17 protein-coding genes and 1 pseudogene are annotated in these 20,320 nt (G+C 69.6%); 13 read left to right on the top strand and 5 right to left on the bottom strand.

Features of this window, described 5'->3' with window-relative positions:
• The first annotated feature begins 7 nt into the window (after positions 1–7).
• Positions 8–1,021 (top strand): aldo/keto reductase, encoded by a 1,014-nt coding sequence (locus tag ACYUED_RS04790; protein ID WP_491291074.1) that lies wholly within the window; start codon positions 8–10, stop codon positions 1,019–1,021.
• A complete protein-coding gene (locus ACYUED_RS04785; RefSeq protein ID WP_491291073.1) occupies positions 1,012–1,734 on the top strand; it encodes a FadR/GntR family transcriptional regulator in 723 nt (240 codons plus the stop codon). The genes ACYUED_RS04790 and ACYUED_RS04785 overlap by 10 nt, the downstream gene beginning before the upstream one ends.
• Before the next feature lie 45 nt (positions 1,735–1,779).
• On the opposite strand, the gene ACYUED_RS04780 is transcribed toward ACYUED_RS04785, so the two are convergent.
• Positions 1,780–1,920 (bottom strand): hypothetical protein, encoded by a 141-nt coding sequence (locus tag ACYUED_RS04780; RefSeq protein ID WP_491291072.1) that lies wholly within the window; start codon positions 1,918–1,920, stop codon positions 1,780–1,782.
• A gap of 588 nt (positions 1,921–2,508) precedes the next feature.
• Between ACYUED_RS04780 and trpC the strand changes: the two genes are divergently transcribed.
• Both trpC and ACYUED_RS04770 read left to right on the top strand, forming a co-directional pair.
• Entirely contained in the window at positions 2,509–3,294 is a 786-nt protein-coding gene (trpC, locus tag ACYUED_RS04775) for an indole-3-glycerol phosphate synthase TrpC (protein ID WP_491294135.1), read from the top strand.
• A 137-nt stretch (positions 3,295–3,431) separates the two neighbouring features.
• Positions 3,432–3,995 carry an MBL fold metallo-hydrolase gene (locus ACYUED_RS04770; protein ID WP_491291071.1) on the top strand — a complete coding sequence of 188 codons (564 nt, stop codon included), beginning with the start codon at positions 3,432–3,434 and terminating at the stop codon, positions 3,993–3,995.
• A gap of 160 nt (positions 3,996–4,155) precedes the next feature.
• Here ACYUED_RS04770 and ACYUED_RS04765 read toward each other — a convergent pair whose 3' ends face one another.
• A complete protein-coding gene (locus tag ACYUED_RS04765) occupies positions 4,156–6,093 on the bottom strand; it encodes an alpha-L-fucosidase (RefSeq protein WP_491291070.1) in 1,938 nt (645 codons plus the stop codon).
• A 496-nt stretch (positions 6,094–6,589) separates the two neighbouring features.
• On the opposite strand from ACYUED_RS04765, the gene ACYUED_RS04760 reads away from it, so the two are divergent.
• From ACYUED_RS04760 to ACYUED_RS04740, 5 genes are all read left to right on the top strand, one after another.
• On the top strand, positions 6,590–6,856 hold the full coding sequence (locus ACYUED_RS04760; RefSeq protein ID WP_491294134.1) for a non-reducing end alpha-L-arabinofuranosidase family hydrolase: 267 nt from the start codon (positions 6,590–6,592) through the stop codon (positions 6,854–6,856).
• A gap of 805 nt (positions 6,857–7,661) precedes the next feature.
• Complete coding sequence (locus ACYUED_RS04755; protein ID WP_491291069.1) at positions 7,662–8,960, top strand: dicarboxylate/amino acid:cation symporter; 1,299 nt, start codon at positions 7,662–7,664, stop codon at positions 8,958–8,960.
• On the top strand, positions 8,957–9,670 hold the full coding sequence (gene cuyB, locus ACYUED_RS04750; protein ID WP_491291068.1) for a cysteate racemase: 714 nt from the start codon (positions 8,957–8,959) through the stop codon (positions 9,668–9,670). The genes ACYUED_RS04755 and cuyB overlap by 4 nt, the downstream gene beginning before the upstream one ends.
• 73 nt (positions 9,671–9,743) lie before the next feature.
• Positions 9,744–10,430, top strand: a complete 687-nt coding sequence (locus tag ACYUED_RS04745) for a GntR family transcriptional regulator (protein ID WP_491291067.1) — start codon at positions 9,744–9,746, stop codon at positions 10,428–10,430.
• A gap of 585 nt (positions 10,431–11,015) precedes the next feature.
• Positions 11,016–11,840: a maleylpyruvate isomerase family mycothiol-dependent enzyme gene (locus tag ACYUED_RS04740; RefSeq protein ID WP_491291066.1), complete on the top strand. Its 825-nt coding sequence runs from the start codon at positions 11,016–11,018 to the stop codon at positions 11,838–11,840.
• Positions 11,841–12,280: 440 nt separating this feature from the next.
• On the opposite strand, the gene ACYUED_RS04735 is transcribed toward ACYUED_RS04740, so the two are convergent.
• Positions 12,281–15,361, bottom strand: a complete 3,081-nt coding sequence (locus tag ACYUED_RS04735) for an AMP-binding protein (protein WP_491294132.1) — start codon at positions 15,359–15,361, stop codon at positions 12,281–12,283.
• On the bottom strand, positions 15,361–15,891 hold the full coding sequence (locus ACYUED_RS04730) for a hypothetical protein (protein WP_491291065.1): 531 nt from the start codon (positions 15,889–15,891) through the stop codon (positions 15,361–15,363). The genes ACYUED_RS04735 and ACYUED_RS04730 overlap by 1 nt, the downstream gene beginning before the upstream one ends.
• Positions 15,892–15,898: 7 nt before the next feature.
• Between ACYUED_RS04730 and ACYUED_RS04725 the strand changes: the two genes are divergently transcribed.
• Positions 15,899–16,087 carry a hypothetical protein gene (locus tag ACYUED_RS04725; RefSeq protein WP_491291064.1) on the top strand — a complete coding sequence of 63 codons (189 nt, stop codon included), beginning with the start codon at positions 15,899–15,901 and terminating at the stop codon, positions 16,085–16,087.
• Between the two features lie 227 nt (positions 16,088–16,314).
• On the opposite strand, the pseudogene ACYUED_RS04720 reads toward ACYUED_RS04725, so the two are convergent.
• A pseudogene (locus ACYUED_RS04720) lies at positions 16,315–16,476 on the bottom strand (YibE/F family protein); the annotation flags it as partial.
• A gap of 312 nt (positions 16,477–16,788) precedes the next feature.
• Here ACYUED_RS04720 and def point away from each other — a divergent pair.
• From def to ACYUED_RS04705, 3 genes are all read left to right on the top strand, one after another.
• Complete coding sequence (def, locus tag ACYUED_RS04715; RefSeq protein WP_491291063.1) at positions 16,789–17,472, top strand: peptide deformylase; 684 nt, start codon at positions 16,789–16,791, stop codon at positions 17,470–17,472.
• Positions 17,473–17,681: 209 nt separating this feature from the next.
• Positions 17,682–17,939: a phosphopantetheine-binding protein gene (locus ACYUED_RS04710; protein WP_491291062.1), complete on the top strand. Its 258-nt coding sequence runs from the start codon at positions 17,682–17,684 to the stop codon at positions 17,937–17,939.
• A 31-nt stretch (positions 17,940–17,970) separates the two neighbouring features.
• Positions 17,971–20,091: a condensation domain-containing protein gene (locus ACYUED_RS04705; RefSeq protein ID WP_491291061.1), complete on the top strand. Its 2,121-nt coding sequence runs from the start codon at positions 17,971–17,973 to the stop codon at positions 20,089–20,091.
• Positions 20,092–20,320 lie beyond the last annotated feature (229 nt).

Genomic DNA, 20,320 nt, shown 5'->3' with positions numbered 1-20,320 from the left:
GCACGTCTTGCAGCAGCGGAAGATCCAGCACACGTCCGTGTCCCTCACCGAACTCGGCTTCGGGGCGTCCGTGATCGGCAACCTGTACCGCGTCACCCCGGCCGCGGACGCGTCGGCCGCGATCGAGGCGGCATGGGAAGCGGGCATCCGCTACTTCGACACCGCACCGCACTACGGCCTCGGCCTCTCCGAGCGCCGCCTGGGCGCCGCGCTGCGAGGCCGCCCGCGGGACGAGTACGTCATCTCCTCCAAGGTGGGCAGGCTGCTGGTGCCCAACGAGCAGCCGCACGGCATCGACAGCGAGGGCTTCGTCGTACGCGACGACCTGCGCCGGCAGTGGGACTTCAGCCGCGACGGCGTGCTCCGCTCCATCGAGGACACACTGGAACGCACCGGCCTGGACCGCCTCGACATCGTCTACCTGCACGACCCCGACGAGCACTGGCGGCAGGCCGCGCAGGAGGCCATGCCCGCCCTGGCGGACCTGCGCGACCAGGGCGTGATCGGCGCGATCGGCGCCGGCATGAACCAGTCGGCCATGCTCGCCCGCTTCCTGCGCGAGACCGCCGCCGACGTCGTGATGCTCGCCGGCCGCTACACCCTCCTGGACCAGTCGGCGCTGGACGACGTCCTGCCCGCCGCCGAGGAACTCGGCAAGAGCGTCGTCGCGGTCGGCGTCTTCAACTCCGGACTGCTCTCCCTCGACCGGCCCGCCGAGGGCATGAAGTACGACTACCAGGACGCCCCGCCACAGCTCATCGCACGGGCACTGGCCATCGCGAAGGTCTGCGCGGCACACGGCACCACCCTGCCCGCCGCCGCCATCGCCTTCCCCCACACCCACCCCAGTATCATCAACGTCACCCTCGGCATGCGGACTCCGGAACAGGTCGGACGAAACGTGGAACTCCATCGCCGGCACATCCCGGACGGTCTCTGGGACGATCTCCGCGCCCAGGGGCTGATCAGGTCGGACGTGCTCACGGGGCACGGTGGGGGGAGGGATGAACGGTGTCTCTGACGGACAAGGCCATCGAGCAGATCCGAGAGCTGATCCGGACCGGTGCCCTGCCTCCGGGTTCGAAGCTCCCGCCGGAGCCGGACCTGGCCGCGCAGCTGGGGCTGTCCCGCAACCTCGCCCGGGAAGCGGTCAAGGCGTTGGCCGTCGCGCGGGTCCTGGAGGTCCGGCGGGGCGACGGCACTTATGTGACCAGCCTCCAGCCGAGCCTGCTGCTGGAGGGGCTCGGCGGTGCGGTGGAACTGCTGCAGGGTGACTCGGTCGCCCTGCAGGACCTCATGGAGGTACGGCGGCTCCTCGAACCGGTCGCCACGGCCCTCGCCGCCACCCGGATCTCCGACGCCCAGCTGGCCGAGGTGAAGCGGCACCTGGACGCCATGCGCGAGGCCCGGGACGAGGTCGGGGAGCTCAACGCCCACGACGCCGCCTTCCACCGCGCTGTCGTCGCGGCCACGGGCAACGAGACCCTCCTCACCCTTCTCGAAGGGATCTCCGGCCGCACCCTGCGCGCCCGCATCTGGCGCGGTCTGGTCGACGACAAGGCCGCGGGTCGCACCCTCGCCGAGCATGAGGCGATCTTCAACGCGCTGTCCACCCGTGACGCCGGCCTCAGCCAGGCCGCCGCACTGCTGCACGTGAGCAACACCGAGCGGTGGCTGAGGGAACACCTGCGCTCCGGCGAACCCCTCCCCATCGGAACGACAGAGCCGAGGTGACGGAGGCCGTCGACCAGGTGCACCCGCCCACGATCGGCGGTCGCGTCAGCGCACCCTGCGTACCTCCCGCAGCCGCATGGTGGCTGCGGAGCCAACCGCTTCGAACCGAATGTCGGCAGTCCCGGCACCACGGTTCGCGTCCAGCGGGAGTACCTGGGAGATCTCCTCGCCCTCGGGCTGCGACAAGGACGTAAGCGTGGCCGGCACGGCCGTCGACCAGCACGCGGGTCGATCCGCCACTGGGGTCCGAGAGGGGGTCACCCGCGGGCCGGTGGCGGTGCCGTCCGGGTCTGTCAGGCGGGAGGACCGCCATCCCAGGTGGCCGTACCCCTCGGGTCCGTCGGCGCGGGCACCGGCGACCAGGTGCGGGAGGGGGGACGCGCAGGGACATCCCGAACGACGGACGTGACCTGCGTCTCGAACTGCCCGCTCCCGGGGCGGCCCTGGTCGCCTGACCCCGCCCGGCGCACCTGCCTGAGCGGGGCCACGGCCGTCAAGCAGGCGTACGAGCCAGCCACGGCGGGTGCCGCCCTCGACGGTGCCCGCCGCATGCAGAGCGCAGAGCGCCTGCATGCAGATGATCGCCCAAGATCACGACACACTTCACGGACCATCCGCGAGAAGTTCAACTTCCGCGCCCCGTGGCCGGCCGGTACGCACGCCATGATCGATCCGAATACCCTTCTTCGAGCACCACTTGGACGTGGGTGATGCACGGCCTCACTCAGGCGGGGGGACGTCCGCAGTTGCAGACGATTCGACAGGGAGATGACGATGAGCGTGCTTGATGGGATCCTCGAGGGAGTTCGCGAGGACTTGGAAGAGCGTAAGCGTGCGACGCCGTTGACGGAGCTGCGCTCACGGGTCGCGGACGCGGCACCCGCGCTTGACCCGCTGCCCGGCTTCCGCGCGCCCGGGGTGTCCATCATCGCCGAGGTGAAGCGAAAGAGCCCCAGCAAGGGTGCGCTGGCGGACATTCCCGACCCTGCGTCCCTCGCGGCCCAGTACGCGGCCGGCGGTGCCGCTGCGATCAGCGTGCTCACCGAGAGCAGGCGTTTCGGCGGCTCGCTCGCCGATCTGGACGCCGTGCGCGCCCGGGTCGATGTGCCCGTCCTGCGCAAGGATTTCATCGTCGACCCCTATCAGCTGTGGGAAGCTCGCGCGCACGGCGCCGATCTTGCGCTTCTCATGGTCGTGTCGCTGGACGACGGTCAGCTCGCCGACTTGATGGGGCTGTGCAAGGAGTTGGGTCTCACGCCGCTCGTGGAGGCCCACACGGCCGGCGAAGTGGGGCGCGCCGTCGCCGCGAGAGCTGGGCTCCTCGGCATCAACGCGCGGGACCTGACGACGCTGGATGTGGATCGCCGTGTGTTCGCCGACCTGGTGACGGCCATCCCGGAAGGCACGGTCAGGGTCGCGGAATCGGGAGTGACAGGCCCGAAGGACGTAGCGGAGTACCGCGGTTGGGGAGCCGACGTGGTGCTGGTCGGCGAGGCACTGGTCCGCTCGGGAGACCCGCGCACCGCCGTGCGTGAGTTCATCGAGGCGGCCGGCGCGTAGCGGGGCGTGTGGCTCGGTCAGCGGCACCCTTGGACATGCCGGCCGGGCCACCGGACTGATCCGGTTCCAGTTCCGGCTGCGCTGGAGGCCGGGTCGTCCTCAGCCGTTCGCACACACCCGTAGCCGAGGAGACCCTCATGACCGCTGCTTTCCACGTCCTGACCACCGGGTACGCCGACGAGCGGGTGGCCGGTACCGTCACCCTGCTCGTCGACGGTGAGACGGTCGCGATCTCCGATCCCGGCATGGTCGCGGACCGCCGGCTCATCCTGGACCCGCTCGCGCAGCAGGGACTGAACCCCGAAGACGTCACCGACGTGATCTTCAGTCACCACCACCCGGACCACACGCTGAACGCGGCCCTGTTCCCCGAGGCCCGTTTCCACGACCACATGGCGATCTACCAGAATGACATCTGGGAGGACCGCGATGCCGACGGATACCAGCTGTCGCCGTCGATCACGCTCATGACGACCCCGGGCCACACCGCCGAGGACGTCAGCACCCTGGTCACGGCCACCGAGGGCCTGGTGGTCCTGACCCATCTGTGGTGGACCTCCGAGGGACCCGCCGACGACCCCTTCGCGCCCGACCGCGAGCAACTGCGGGCGGCGAGGGAGAAGGTCCTGGCCCTCGGCCCGGCGCTGATCGTGCCGGGACACGGGGCACCGTTCGTACCGTCGGCGTCGACGCCCCTCTAGCCTGCCTCATACCCTCGTCGCCCAGCCACGGACCATCGGCCGCACCGCGGTACGAGCCCTCGCCGAGGCCGAATTGCCGCCGTTCCAAGGCCACTTGATGACGGCGGCAAGTCGGCGTCCGAGCCGTCGCTGACGTCCCGAGCCCTTCCGCTCTACCGGCTCACCGGACGGTACCGGCATCCGCGCTCAGGGGCCGGTCGTAGACCTCCAGGCTGCGGATCGAGGCCCAGGCACCGCTGGGAAGCCCGGTGACGGTCACCCGCACATAGCGTGCCTGCGCGCGGAACACGGAGACCTGCACCTGGCTGGTGCCGGTGGTGGCGGTCTGGTCGGCCAGCGTGGCCCAGGTGCTGTTGTCGGTGGAACCCTCGATCCGGTAGCGGTAGTTGGTGGCGGCCGACTCCCAGGCGATACGGGTGCCGGTGATCGACCGTGGTGAACCGAGGTCCACCTTCAGCCACTGTCCGGTGTTGCCGTTGTCGGCGCACCAGCGGGTGGCGGTGGAGCCGTCGACGGCCTTGGCCGCGGTGTTGCCGTGGGAGGTCTCCTCGCTGCTGGCCGTCGCCGTCCTGCCGGCGGCGATGTCGGCCGGCTGCACGGAGCGGTCCAGCGTGACGCCGACGACGCTGTCCTCGGGGATGCGCGTGCGGTTGATGCCGGTGACCGTCACTCCGCCGTCCGCGCCGACGGTGTACGGGAGATCGGCACCCGTGGCGACGTCGAAGACGCGGGTGACCTTCGCGTCTCCGGTGGACGGGGTGGTGAAGGCGGTGCCGCTGTAGCCGGGCAGCAGGTGGACGTAGAAGGTGTTGCCCTTGTACGTGTAGCCGTACTGGCCGTCCACCGGTTGCCACGGTCCGCCGCGCGTGCCGTAGACGGCCTGGCCGCAGGTGGACAGGAAGGAGCCGACCTTGCGCGCTGCTGCTGCCTGCTCGGCGGGGACCGTGCCGGTGCGGTCGGGGCCGACGTTGAGGAGGACGGTCATGTTGCGGACCCAGGCGTTGACCAGGATGTTCATGATGTCGCCGAAACTCATCACGGGTGCGCCGGCCGTGTAGCCCCAGGCGCCGCCGATGGTGAAGCACTTCTCCGCCAGCTTGCCGGTGCGGATCGCACCGCTCGGCACGGAACCGCCCTCCTCGCTGGTGTAGTCGCCGATCCAGCCGGAGCGCAGCGTGGTGACGATGTCGGGCTGGTGCTTGCGTACCAGGCCGGTCAGCCCGAGCGGCCTGCCGGTGGCGGCGTCGGTCTCGCCGTAGGCGGAGTCCACGGGCCATTCGTTGGAGGTGTCGCGGAACTTGCCGGGCTCCCAGAAGAACGCGGCGTCCGCGTCGGTACCCTGCTGGCCCAGCCAGCCGCCGTCCCACCACAGGTCGTCGATCTTGCCGTACTGGGTGACCAGTTCCTTGACCTGCTGGTACACCTCGTTCTTCATGATCCGCGCGTTCTCCTTGTGCGCCGGATCGGTGACGTAACCCCACTTGTTCGGGAGGCAGTTGGTGCCGCGGACGTCGTAGTAGCCGGGGTAGCGCCAGCTCAGCGGCGAGTAGTACAGGCCCACTCTCAGCCCGGCGGCGCGCACGGCGGAGACGTACTGGCTGATGAAGTCGCGCTGCAGGGGCGCCTGTCCGGCATGCCAGGCGTTCGGGTGCGTGGACGGCCACAGGGCGAAGCCCTCGTGATGACGGGCCGTGAGGACCGTGTACTTGGCGCCCATGTCCTTGGCCAACTGGGCCCAGTCGGCAGGGTTGTACGCGGAGGCGGTGAACTGCTCGCTGGTGGCGTCAGTGAGGTACTTCCGGTAGTTCGCCGGGGTGACGGCGGCGTTCTCCATGTACCACTCGCCCTTGGCCGGGCCGGAGTAGACGCCCCAGTGGATGAACATGCCGAGTTTTGCGTCCTGCAGCCACTGGATCTTCTCGTCGGACTGCTGCTCGACGCCCAGGTCCACCTGAGGGATCCGCAGCGGGAGAAGGGGCAGCGGCTGCGGGGAGGAGGCGGCGTGGGCGGGGGTTGCCAGCGTCGGTGAGACGGCTGTGGCAACTGTCATGGCGGCCATGCCGGTCAGCACTGTGCGGCGGCCGATCGGTTCGGACAAGGATCTCTCCTGACTGTTCACAGAACAGCACGGTCGGTGGTGCGGCGTGGGGGGAAGCAGGCGCCGTGAGGCACGCCCGCTGTGAACCGCATGTCGCCGCGCCATGCAAGAACATGGGATGTATTAGCGGGTATGGAAGATGAGGCTGTCCATAGCTGGGAACGTAAATCCCTAAATCCGCAGGGAGTTGAGAGACACGAAGGGGTCAATTCACGGATCGTCGGATCGCTCATCATAGGATGTATTTACCCTGGGTAACCCTTGGTGAGGGCATGCCGCATGCTTAGCGTTCCCGCGACGAAACCGAACAGGTTTCAACAATCAGAAGCCGGGCCCTTGGGGGCCGAGTGCCGTTGCTCAGACGTTTGTTCACCGACGTTGTGCTGCTGTGACTGACCTTCGGCCGCTCGGTGTTGGCGTCCGCTGGTGAGGCAGGTGCACAAGGAGAACGGCGGCGACTGCGACCACAGCCGCTCCACGGTCGTCGTCTCCGACCCTGCCCGGCGGGCTCTTTCGGCCGTCGTCCGACGCCGACACGTGGGACGGGCCCTTCGCCGGCCGCAGCAACGTCACCTTGCCGCGCGGCGCCTGGACCGAGGACATCGGCCACGGCGAGATGGTCCGCGCCGGCAATGACCAGACCCTCCCCATCCGCCCCTGCCGTATGCAGTACGTCTACCAGCGTTGGACCCCAACGTCGACGGTGACTGCGACTCGCTGCCTGGCGGATGGGTCTGCTCACCGGACCAACTCCACCTGCTGACCGACTGAACCTTCGCCGAGGATCCCCGTCACCGGCGCCGGGAAGCGCCGATTGATTTTTGTGATCGAACCGGGGTGCCGATCAACGCCGTGCCGGGAAAAGTAGGTCTCGCCAGCCCGGACCACCCGGCGTCGACCACGCTGGGTGGCCCGGTGAGCGGGCACCAGGCGCCCGACGGCGGCACGCTTCCCCCCTGTGCCGGCCGTCGGGCCCGTGGCCTCCGGCCACTCACCCCCCCTGTGCCGCCGGAGGCCCTCACCCACTTCATGGATCTTGCCGTCCATTCCTCCCGTCGCGACCGGCACCGCCCCCGACGGCCGACGCGTCCATGTCGTCCACAACTGGAGCCCGCAAACCGGCCACCGCCCAGGACGGGTGACAACCACGTGCGCCCTGGACGACCCGTGCGGGCGGGCACAGCGCAAGGGCCGTACCCGATGTGGATCGATTCGGTGTAGTGCCCCGCCGCGGCTGCGCCGTGTGTACGCCGTAGCAGCCGGCGGCCGGAACCTTCTGCCCCCGCCGAGTACGTGCTCGCCCAGCCCGGCGGATGCCATCTCCGCTTCTCCGCCCCTCGTCGTAGCCGCCGGCTTCTTCCGGCGTGCCGGGTGCGGAACCCCGAACCCACGGAACGCCCGGAACCCCTTGACAGGTGTCTGTCCTGAGGCTCAATCTACTGGCCAATACGCAGAGCGCAATATATTGGATACCTCAGGAGGTAGCCATGGCCGCACCACACGCCCCAGTCACCCGCTCCGGCACCCGCACCACGCCCCGCCGAGGACTTCTGCGGCGATGTCTTCGGATGCCGATCGGTGTTCAGTCGATCATCGCCGTCGGCCTCGGAGCCCTGATCGGTTCCCTCGCGCCGAGCGCCGGTGAGCAGATGAAGATCTTCGGCGACGTCTTCCTCAACCTCGTCCAGGTCGTCGTCCTGCCGCTGGTGTTCCCGCTCATCGTGCTGGGCATCGCCCGCATGGAGTCGGTCAAGAAGGTCGGCCGGATCGCGGGCAAGGCCATCCTCTACTTCGAACTCGTCACCACGGTCATCCTCCTGATCGCGGTGGGCCTGGCCAAGTTCACCGGCATCGGCAAGGGCGCACCCGTCCATGGGGCTGACGCCAAGGACCTGAGCGGTCTGGGCCAGGGCATCGACTTCCACGCGCTGGTCCTGAACGCCGTACCCAAGAACATCTTCGCCGCGTTCGGCGAGGGCAACCTGCTCGGCGCGATCGTCTTCGCGCTGTTGGTGGGCGTGGCCATGGCCGCGGTCGGGGAGAAGTCCGCCCCCTTCGCCTCCGTACTGGAGTCCGTCGCCGCAGTGATGTTCAAGGTCGTCGGCTACGTCATCCGCGTCGCGCCCTTGGGCGTTCTCGGATTCATCTCCTACGACGTCGCCCACTACGGCTTCGCCAACCTGCGCAGCCTGGCCGGCTTCATCGCCGTCGTCTACGCGGGCCTGGTCATCGTGATCGGCGTGCTCTTCCCCCTCATCGCAGCGATCTTCCGCATCCGCTACGTCGAACTGCTGAAGTCCGTCGCCAATCTGGCGGGGATCGCCTTCGTCACCCGTAGTTCCGAATCCGTTCTGGCCCCCCTCATGGTCAAGCTGGAAGCCTTCGGGCTCAGCCGGTCCACGACCTCGTTCGTCGTCCCCCTCGGCTACTCCTTCAACACCGACGGCTCCGTCCTCTACCAGGCCACGGCCCTGGTCTTCCTGGCCAACGCCTACGGCGCGGACACGTCGCTGCCCGCCCTGCTCCTCATGGTCGGCGTGCTCGTCATCCTCTCCAAGGGCATGGCCGGCGTCGCCTCCGCCTCCGTCGTCGTCCTCATCGCCGCCGGCAACAGCATCGGACTGCCCGCCGAGGGCATCGCCCTGCTCCTCGGCGTGGACTTCATCGTCGACATGGCCCGCACCGGCGTGAACGTCATCGGCAACTCGCTCGCCGCCGCTGTCGTCGACAGCTCCGAGAAGCGCCGCGAGGCCAAACACGGCGGCGAGAGCGCCCACGAAGCCGACGAGGCGGCCGCACCCGGCGACGGCACCACCAGCACCGAGCCGCCGCTCGAACGCACACTCCAGAAGGACACCGCGCAGTGACCAGCCCGACCGGCTCCACGGAGATCATCGGCATCCTGGGCGGCATGGGACCGGCGGCCACCGCCGACTTCTACGCCAAGCTGGTGTCGATGACTCCGGGCCACAGCGACCAGGACCACCTCAGAACGGTCATCTGGTCCGATCCCACCATCCCCGACCGCAGCGAGGCCCTCATCGGCAACGGCGCGGACCCCACCCCCTGGCTGCTCAACGGCAGCCGCGTCCTGCGCGAGGCCGGCGCCACCGTCATCGCCATCCCCTGCAACACCGCGCACGCCTTCGTGCCTCGCATCGCCGACCACGTCGGCCTGCCGATCGTCCACATGATCGGCGAGGTCGCCCGCCATCTCACCACTCTGCGGCCGACCGTCCGCACCGCGGGGCTGCTGGCCACCACCGGCACCGTCCACGCGGGCCTCTACCAGGAATGGCTGGACCGCTACGGCATCCGCCTCGCCCTGCCCGACCCCACCAGCCGGCAAAGCGAGGTCATGGCCGCCATCCGCGCCGTCAAGGCCGGCGACCACGGCGCGGCGACCGCACCCCTGGCCGAGGCCGCACTGCAGCTGACCGGACAGGGCGCGCAGGCGATCATCGCGGGCTGCACCGAGATCCCCCTCGGCCTGCCCCAGGACGCCGTCGATGTCCCCCTCATCGACCCGGCGGTCATCCTGGCCCAGGCCCTCGTCCGCCGGACCCGTGCCGCATGAGAAGGAGGGCAGGCGAGCCGAAGTGAGAGCGAGGCGGCCGGACCGGGATGGCGAGCGATGTATCGTACGCAATATGTCACTCGACAGTCCTGTCTCCCGCCGCCTCCTCAGTGACGAGGTCTTCGACCGCCTGCGCGACTCCATCGTGCGTGGCGAACTCGTACCGGGGGAGAAGGTGAAGGACAGTGAGCTCGCCGAGCGTCTCGGGCTCAGCCGCACCCCGGTGCGCGAGGCGCTCGCCCGGCTCGCCGACATCGGCCTGGTCGAGGCAAAGCCGGGTGTCTACACCCGCATCACCACCCTCAACCGCCGCGATGTCGGAAAGACCCTCGCCGTCCTGCGCTCCCTCGACCAACTCGCCATAGAGACCGCCGTACCGGTGATGACCGAGCAGGACCTGCAGCGCATGCGCGACGCCAACCGCGCCTTCGAACAGGCCGTCGCCACCAACGACACCACGGCCGCCCTCGCCGCCGACGACCACTTCCACGCCGTTCCGATCATGGCGGCGGACAACCCCGTACTCAGCCGGATCGTCGAACAGCTCCACCCCCAGATCCACCGCATCCTCTACCGCAAGTTCTCCACCCTGCTCGGCGGCCGCAACACCATCGAGCACCACGACCAGCTCGTCGACGTCTGCGCCACCGGAAACGCCCGCGCCGCAGCCGAACTCTCCGGACAGCACTGGTCCGAACTCGGCGGACACATCAACCAGCTCTTCGACACCAACCAGTTCGCGGACGAGCCGACCGCCTGAGGGCTTTCCCCTGACCGGCAGTTACAGCACAGCCCGGTGTGTGATTGGACCGTGACTGGTCCGGACGGAGCACCGGATCGGCCCTCCTTGGTTTCGCAGGGGCGTCGGCTGACGTCGACAGGTGTCTTCGTCGGAAAGGGTGCCTGATGGGCAACGCCCACGTCAGGCACCCGACTTGTTGTCACCAGAAGCACCCGAGCTACTTGGGGGAGTGGCTCACCAGCAGGTTGTTCGTCTGCTGGTGGTACACGTGAATCGCTGGTCCGGGCATGATCCGGATCGTGGACCGAGACCAGATCCGACCCACAGCGTTTGCGCGGCAGACGCAATGCTCCCTGATCTGTCCGTATGAGTACCCGGTCAGGCAGGCGCGGGGTGTGGTGGACCTGTCCCGGGCTCGCCGCGTGGTGGTGCGGCTCCGGACCGTTCGGCGTTGCAGCGGGACGGTGAGCGCGTTCTCCCGATGATCTCGGTTCTCGAAGGCCCCACGTGGGGGCGTCCAGGACCCTTGCCCCGGACCGGCGGGTCTGGTTTTGTACCGCGCTACAAGTGCGTGATCACGGAGACACGAGGAGAACGAGCGGCGTGGAGCGGGGAACGCGGACGGGCACCAGGGACTCCCTGCCGGAAGGGCTCGGCCAGGCGATACGGGAGACCGCCGGTGCCGTCGCCGCACTCCTGGACGGCGCGACGGACATGACCGTTCCTGTACCGGGATTGGAGTGGACCGTCGGCGAGACGGCCGCCCACCTGGTACTGGCCAACGGCCTGATGGCCGATCTCGCGTCCGGCCGAGAACGCCTCTACGGGGACGGCACGCCGCAGAGCCTCGCGGCGGCCAATGCGCAGAGTCTCATCGCGTTTCCCGAGCGCGGGGCGAAACCGCTGGCCGCGATGATCGTGGAGCAGGCCGACGTGTTCCTGGACGCGGTGGACAGAGCGGTGGCGGACGGGACCGCGGGCCGGACGCTCCTGACCCCGCTCGGTCCTATGGACCAGGACGTTCTCGCCTCGTACCTGCTGACCCACATGCTGGGCCACGGTTACGATCTCGCCCGCGGGCTGCGTCGGCCGCACATGATCGACGAGATGCGGGTCGGGTTGTGCCTGCCGTTCCTGAAGACGGCGATGCCGCGCATCGCCGCCGCCTCCGCGCTGACGGCCCGTTACACCCTGCGCATCCGGGGTGGCGCGGCATTCGGCGTCACCTTCACCGACGGCACGGTCGAGGTGCTTCCTGACCCGCCGGAGCGTTCGGACTGCACCATCCTCACCGCGCCGGTCGCTTTCCTTCTCATCGCGCTGGGACGTCTGGGCCCGTGGCAGGCCATGGCACGCGGAGATGTGCTCGCCTGGGGCCGTAAACCCTGGCTCGCCCCCCGCTTCCCCACCCTGTTCAACGCACCCTGACCATTGCCTTCCCCGATGAGCCCGGCTCGACCGCAGGAGAGCCTGCGGCAGAAGTCCGCGCCCAAGGACACCGACCGCACGGCCAGGTGACCGACTTCAGGCTCCAGAAGAAGCCGGCTTCTTCGGCGAGTACGACACCAGCAGGTTCTTCGTCTGCTGGTGGTACAGCGTCGATGTGGCTCTGAGGAGCGTTGACGCGCGACGCAAAGGGAGGCGGCCGGGATCTGACCCGGGTGTGGTCCGGATCATGCCCTCGGCTTTGGTCAGGACGCGCCCATGCGCCACCCGGAGCGCGAAGCCGTCCGGGACCTCTCGGGCCACCGCGTCCGGCTCACGCAGGTGCTGGAGTTCGATCCGGAACGGTACTGACCTCAGGCCGCGCGGTGAGGCGTCGTACGAGGGACCGGGGTCCCTGCACGACGCCTCACCTGCTCAGGACATCAGCCCTTGACGGGGCCGCCGTTGATGGCGAAGCGCTGGCCGTAGCGGGTGTAGGGGTAGTAGTCGTACGTCGCGTGGTGCTGGACGCACCGGTTGTCCCAGAAGACGAGTGTGCCCGGGGTCCAGCGGACGCGGCAGTGCAGGACCGGCCTGCGGGCGATGATGTCGAAGAGCATGTCGAGCAGGGCCCGGCTCTCGTCCGCGGAGAGCTGCGGGATGCGGCTGGTGTAGGCCTTGTTGACGTACAGCAGTTTGCGGTCGGTCTCGGGGTGCCGGGCGATGAGCGGGTGTTCGCTCTTGGGGAAGACGTAGTCCGCGGGTGGTGTGTATCCCGCCAGGGCCTGCGCGCCGTCGTGTATCGCGGTCAGCGGGTCCAGCAGGGCGCGCATGGCCGGTGAGAGCATGTCGTAGGCGAGGTGCATGTTGGCGAAGAGGGTGTCGCCGCGGTCACCGCTGCGGTAGAACAGTCCCGCGCCGGGGAGTTCGACGAACCGGGTGTCGTCGAGTGCGGGTTCGTCCCGTGCCGCGTCGGTCACGGTCTGCCCGTCAAGGAGCGGTGTCGTGGGGGTCTCCCCGCCCGATCCGGGTGAAGCCGGTTCGAGGGCGGGGGCGCGTGCCGGGCGTCGTGACGGGGCGAACCTCGGCCGACGCGGCACCAGGTAGCAGCGGGTGGTCATGGTCCCGCCGATCAGCAGCTCGCCGGTGCACCCGGCCGGCACCGGGTCGCCCTGGGCGTCCACCACACGCAGATCGGCGCCGGCCACCGGGCGCCCGATGGCGGGCCGTTCGGGCCATTGCCCCGGATCTCCCTCCAGGCACAGGGCGCTGACCACATGTGTCTCGGTCGGCCCGTAGTGGTTGAACAGGCGCGCGCCGGGGAGTCCGGCGAACCAGCGCCGGATGCTGTCGGTGCACACCAACTGCTCGCCCGCGGTGACCACTTCGCGCAGCCGGGAGGGATACCTGTTCAGGCGGACGGCGTACTCGGCGAGCAGTTGCAGGGCCACGTAGGGCATGAAGATCCGCTCGGCGCCCGAGGACTCCAGCCGATCCAGGAGCGCGGGCGCGTCCTGCCGCCACTCGGGACGTATGAGCTGGAGGGCGCCGCCTGTGCACAGTGTCCCGAAGATCTCCTGGAAGGACACGTCGAACGCCAGCATCGAGAACTGCTGGGTGGCCGCGGGGGCGGTCAGGCCGCCGGGACCGGACTGCCACCTGATCAGGTCGCACAGTGTGCGGTCGTGGATCTGCACGCCCTTGGGGACGCCGGTGGAGCCGGAGGTGAACAGTGTGTACAGGGGGCGGGTGCCGTCGTGTGCCGGCGCGTCGACCGTACGTCGGTCATACGCGTGCCCGTCGGACGACGCAGTCGAGCCGTCGCCCGTCCGTGGCGCCGGGTCCGCCGGTTCGACGAGGTGGCGCACCACACCGTCCGGGAGCAGTGTGTCCAGCGTCGGCGAGCTGTCCCGCGTGGCCAGGACGCACAGCGGGTCGATCTGTTCCAGGACCCGGCGCAGCACGTCGGCCGGGTAGGAGGGGTCGAGGGGGACGGCGGTGACGTTCAGCCGTGCCAGTGCCAGCAGCGCCACCACGTGTTCGGCGGAGGGATCCAGGTACAGGGCCGCCCGGCAGGGGCTGCCGTCGGCCGGGATCGGGTAGCGGTCGGCCAGTTCCCCGGCGAGGGTCGCGGCATGAGCGTCGAGGGCCGCGTAGCTCAGGGTGCCGCCCTCGGCCGTGACGACGGCGGGGGCGTCCGGAGTGCGGTCGACCTGCCGGCCGAAACCTTCGGCGACCGTGGTGAAGCCGGGCTCCGGGGCGGGTCCGCGCCCGTGCTCCGGAAGGGACCGTCGGTAGGGCACGACGAGTTCACGCGCGGTGGAGCGGCCACCGGCCGCGAGCGCGTCCACGCCCCGCCGGAGCAGCTCCGCCATCGCCTCGACGTCCTCGCGGGTGAACCGGTCCTCGGCGTACTCCCACAGCACGTCGAGTCCGTCCGCATGCTCGACCACGGAGACCGTCATCGGGCATTTGGCCTCCGGTGCCGCCCACCACAGGGGGCGCTGGGCGCAGCCGGGCAGCCGCAGCGCCCCGAAGTCGGTGTTCTCCAGGACGAACAGAAAGTCGAACGGAGTGCTGTCGTCGACGGCCTCCCAGCCGGTCAGGACGTCCGTGAGCGCCACGTCCTGGCGTCCCAGTACCTGCCCTGTTTCGGTGCCGGTGCGGGCGAGGTGCCGGCGCAGGTCCTCATCGGGCGCGACGGTCAGCGGCAGCAGCACGGTGTTCGCCATCATGCCCGCGCTGTTCTCGAACTCGCGCACCGGACGGCCCGCGACCGGGGTGGCGATGCGCGGGCGGACCAGGCCGGTCACGCCGTACAGGCACCAGGAGAACACCCTCAGCAGGATCTGAAACCGGGTCAGTCCGAACTCGGCGCACAGCTGGTCCACTTGGGACCGCAGAACGACGTCGAGCGGTGTGTGCAGCAGGCGCGCCTTCGGTGCCGGACCCGCGACCTGGGCGGGCAGCGTCTCCTGCGGCTCCTCCAAACCCCGGTAGAACGCGAGGAGTTCATCGCGCTGCGCCTGGTAGGCCGTGCTCGCGAACCGGTCGCTCTGCCAGACGGCGAAGTCCAGCGGAGTCGGAGCGGGATCCTCGGGGCGGCCGCTTCCGGCGTAGGCGGCCGACAGGTCGTGCAGCAGGATGCCCAACGACCAGCCGTCCACGGCGATGTGGTGCAGGTGCAGCAGGAGAGTGCCGCCGCCGTCACCCGGCAGCCAGCAGGCTCGGAGCATGCGGGGGACGGCGAGGTCGAAGGGCTCGGCGAAGAAGGTGTCGGCGAAGGCGTGCGCTTCTTCCTCGTCCCACGCCCGCCGGGGGCCCGGCTCGTGCCAGGGGTCGTACGGCTCGCCGACGGTCTGCTCCAGGCCGTCCGGGCCGAGGCCGAAACCCGTCCGCAGCGCCTCGTGGCGTGCCACCAGGCTGCGCAGTGCTCGCCGGAGGGCAACGATGTCGAGGGGTCCGTCCACGCGGAAGGCCTGGTTGACGGAGTAGGCCCGGGAGCCGGGGTTGCGGCGCTGTATCAGCCACAGCCGCTGCTGTTCACTGGTGGCGGGCGCCGAGCGGGCGCCGAGCGGGCACCGGAGACCACCGGCGCCGGCAAGGCGCTCTCCTCGCCGGGACGGGCCGTGGTGAGGGACCGGGCGACGGAGGCCAGGTCGCCGTGCAGGACGGCCGCCTGGGTCAGCTCGCGGTCCCATCGCTGTCGTACGGCGAAGCAGAACCGAAGCGCCTTCAACGAGTCACCGCCGCTGGCGATCCAGCGGTCGCCGAGCCCGAGGCCGGTGGTGCCGAGTATCTCCTCGGCCAGTTCGACGACCCGGCGCTCCGTCTCCGTCGCGGCCGGTCCGTCGGAGTCGGAGGCGGCGGGCCGCCAAGGCCGGTCGGCCTGCCGCAGCAGCGCGGCCTGGTCGACCTTGCCGTTGGCGTTGAGCGGCAGCTCGGCCACGCGATGGATCCGGTGGGGGCGCATGTATGCGGGGAGGAGGGCCGCCAGGTGACGGTCGAACTCCTCGTAGGACAGCTCCTGACCGAGGTCCGAGGTGGGAGGCATCCTGACCGTGGGGGCGGCCACCGAGAAGCCGGCGGATCCCTCGGGCTTCAACGCGTTCTGGGGCATGGTGGCGGTCACCGAGAGCGAGGCGCACAAGCTGCCCGAAGTGGTGGGCACAGGAACGACCAACCCGTTGGCCGGTGCGGTCGTCCTCATGGTGGAGGGGATCGTCAACTACAACACGTCGGCGGGCTGACTTCCTGCGTGCCGGCGAGTTCGTGCGTGGTCGGCACCGCGCACGCGCGATGTCGTGAGCGTCTTCTCCGCGAAGGGGTCTCCGCCAGAGGGATCGCCTTCATGTCCGCACGATCGGTCCGCTCCCGCACAGTCCTCCCCGCCGACACGCTTGTTGACACGTAGCCGGCCCCGGGTGTCGATCAACCGGAAGGCCGCTGGGCTCTGATGCATCTCGTACGGCGAACCCGAGCCGATGATGACGTCGGCGAGCAGGAGACCGCTCATGTCGAGCTTCAGATGGAGGTCGTGGATCAGGCCCGTGCCGTCGTCCGTGTTGCCGGTGAGGGCGGCCCAGCCGATGAACGCCGAGCCCAGGATGCCGATCAGTGCCGGCGAGAGCAGGGTGCCGTGCCCTCCCACGAGGTGCGGACCAGGCCCATGGGGAAGCGGCGGTTGAAACCGGTGACCGAGTACTGCAGGTCCTTGGGCGCGGAGGGTTGGCGGCGGCGCCGGCCGGTCATGTCGACGACGACTTACTCGCCGGGGCCGTCCACGAGGTGGTTGAGGTACAGCGATGAGGCAAGCGCCCGGTGTGCAGGCCGGAGCGTTCTCTCTCGGCTCCTGACATCGCTCGGGAAGGGTAGGATTCTGTCCCCGAACTGGCGACTTGGGTCACTCCGAGTCGCCGACAGCGGGACACTTCGGAAGGTATTCGCCATCATGACAACGAATCCCGTCACCCGGCACCGGGTCCTCGTCCAGGGTGTGCCGGCGGACGGCAGCTATCCGGAGCGGGCTCCGGAGGCGTCGCGCGGCGAAGTCCTGCGGATCACGGTGGTGGGGGAGGACATCCTGCACCGGCCCTGCAAGCCGGCGTCCGCCGAGTTCGGGACGGCGGAGCTGTCCCAGTTGATCGATGACATGTTTGTCACCATGTACGTGGCCGAAGGTGCGGGACTTGCCGCCAACCAGGTCGACGTCGACCTGCGACTGTTCGTCTACGACTGTTTGGACGACGACGGTGTCCGGCACGTGGGGCACATCCTCAACCCGGTGGTCGAGCAGGGGGGCGAGGCCGGGGAGCGTCGTCTGCTCGAAGCCGGCGAGGGCTGCCTGTCCGTACCCGGCCCTCACATCGACCTGCACCGTCCGGCCGAGGCAGTGGTGCGCGGTCAGGACAAGGACGGCACGCCCGTGGTGATCGAGGGCACGGGTTACTTCGCGCGCTGTCTCCTGCATGAGACGGACCACCTCAACGGCCTGCTCTACATCGACCGGCTGACCAAGCGTGAGCGTCGCGGAGTGCTCCGGGAGATGCGCGACATCATGGACGATGTCTTCGCGCGTCGGATCGAGCGGGCCACAATGATCGGCGCTGTCGAAAAGGGGCAGCAGGCGGAGTAGGGCCGCGAGAGGAACGAACGGCGGCCGCCCTCCCTTCATCCCACCCCGCCCAACTCGCCCTGATACTAACGTTGTTCTTCGAACGGTTGCGCTCTCCACATCGTGGACAGCATGGGTACGCGTCTGCCAGGCTGACCTCTCGTCGGGCCCGCCCGGCCTCGTCATCAGCAGCAACCTGTCGTAAGTCCCTTTTGGGAGGGTTACGTTCCGTGTCGATATCCGAATCCGCCGTGGCCGCCGTCAGCGAGACGGTAATCAAGATCGTCTCCGACGTGCTGAAGCAGCCGGTGGTCCTGACGGACAACTTGCTGGAGCTGGGCGTCGACTCGCTGGTTGGCACCATCATTGTCGTGACCATCCGATCCGAACTCGGCGTGGATGTCCCCTTGTTGGCCCTGTTCGAGAACCCGGTGCTCGGCGATTTCGTCGCCGAGGTGACGGAACTGCTCCAGGAGAACAACGGCTGACGGCCTCCGGTCACCGAGTTAGGGAGGCTCGATGCCAGGAGGTGGGCCGGCGCTGCCGCTGACAACGGCGCAGGAGCCGATCTGGTTGGAGCAGCTCAGACATCCGGAACGGGTGAATGCCGGGTTCTTCTTCGCCACTCTCCGCGGTCCCGTGGTGGCCGGCGACGTGGTGGGGGCCTGTGCCGCGGTGTGCCGCCGCCACCCGGAGCTGCGCGGGACTGTCGAGGAGCGGGGTCGGCGGTACTGGTTCCGGATCCACGATGTCGACGACCTCTTCGAGTTCGAGCGGGCGAGCCTCCCGTGCCCGGCGGGTGCGGAGCAGGACGCGGCGCGCGCCTGGTACGTGGCCCGGCGCCCACTCCACTGGGACCTCACCTCCCGGGGTCCGATCCGCTTCATGCTCCTTGATCACGGCCGTGACCGACAGACGCTCGTCGTCGCCGTCCATCACATGGCATTCGACGGCCGCTCCAAATTCGTGTTCGCCCGGCAGTTCGCCCGGGCGCTGTCCGGAATACGCGAGCGTGGCGGCCTTGCCGGCGAGGAATGGGAGCCTGCCGCCCCGCTCGCGGGCCTTGAGGAGCCGGACCCGGAGGCGCTCGCGGCGGCAACGGGGTACTGGCGCAGCCGCGATCTTCCCTCATACCCCAGCCTGGTGCTGCCCCGGCCGGACGGGGCAGCAACGATGTCAGGGACCGCCGCCACGCCGCGGTTCGAACTGCCGGAGAAGGTGTTCAGGGAGCTCCGTGCCGTCACGAGGAAGACGGGAACCACCTTCTTCGCCGGGCTGCTTGCCGCGACGGCGGCGCAACTCGCCCGGTACGGCAACGACCGCCTGGCCTTATGCATCCCCGCCGACACGAGCACCGAGGCTACCCGCGACCGGATCGCCATGCAGGTCAACATGGTGCCGTGCGCCGTCGTGCTGGAACCCGGGGTCACCTTCCGGGATCTCGTGGGCGTCGCCGGGCAGGCCGTGTCGACCATCGGCCGGTTCCGGCGGGTTCCCTTCCACCTCCTGATGCGTGAACTCCGTCGCGGCTACGGTGTGGACATCGGGCCGGGCATCTTCGACCGCTTCGGGATCTCGTACCCGCGAGTCGCCGACGACCTGGGAGAGGTGCCGGGCCTGCAGCTCGACTGGGAGTTCTTCGCGCCGAACTCCTCGCAGTCCTTCCAGAACACACTGCAGTTACGCACGACCTCGGACGGGGTCTTCGGCCGCCTCGACTACGCCACGTCCGTCTTCGACGCCGAAACCGCCGAAGGCTTCGCCGAGGACTGGTGCCGGGCCCTGGAACAGGCCCTGCGCGATCCGGACGCCGCTGTCTTGCGGCGAACTTGGGGACACACGGCCGCGAACGCCGTCCCGGAACTGAAAGCCACGTCCGTCGTGTCGCCGGTGCCGCAGGCAGGACCCGAGACCGTGGTCGTCCCGGTCGAACGGTTCCTGCCGACCGGGGACAGGCTGGCACACGTGAAGGCGGGCGGCCGGATCGTGCTGGTGCTCGGCCACGAGCGGGTTGGGCCGATTGCCTGGGGAGAGTGGCAACCGGATCCCGGAACGAGCGACGGAGCCCTGCCGCTGCCCCACCGCGCCGGTGAGTGGCACCCGGTCATTGTCGCCCCCAGCGGCCGCGAGTTGCCCAGGCGCACGCCGGGCCTGTTGGTGCTTCGCCCCCCCGGCGGCGGGAAGGACGTGCCGACTGGGTTCCGTGCGCGCATCGACGGGAAGGGGTGCCTGTGCTTTCTCGGACCGGACGACAGGGCGAGGGACTTCGGCGGCCGGCTCCTGGAAGGCGGAGAAGTGGAGCGGCGGATATCCGCGCTGCCTGGAGTGCGTGACGTGTCTGTCGTGCCAGGAGAGGACGCGGCGCATCCGACGCCTGGAGTCCTGGTCGTCCCGGCAGACGCCGGTGGTTCCGGTTCGGACCCCGACGCGGTGCGCGCGTGGCGGCGGCGTGTCCTGGGGGTCTGGCCCTCGGAAGCGCCCAGGCCGACGCATGTCTCGCTCACCGATGCGCTGCCGCTCGACCCGTCGGGCGCCGTCGACCTGCCACGGGTCCGGGCGATCTGTCGCACCGGTCGCCCCCTCACCGACTCCCGTCCCGCAAGCCCTGGCACCGTGCACTCGACCGAAGGACGACGATGATCCCCCGCTGTGTGCTGCCCGAGATGGCCGCCCTGTGGTCCGACGAGTCCGAGTACGCCCTGTGGGCGCGTATCGAGGTCCTCGTGGCCGAGGCGCAGGCCGCGCACGGCCTCGTCCCCGCAGGGGAGTTGCGGATGATCTCCGAGGCCCCGCCGCCCGCGCCCCAGCGCGTCGCGCCGGGGCATCGAACCGCCGGCCGCCGTCGGCCCGGAGCGCTACCTCGCTCAGC

Source organism: Streptomyces sp. DF42 (genome assembly GCF_058267695.1).
This window is presented reverse-complemented; position numbering and strand designations above follow the sequence as displayed.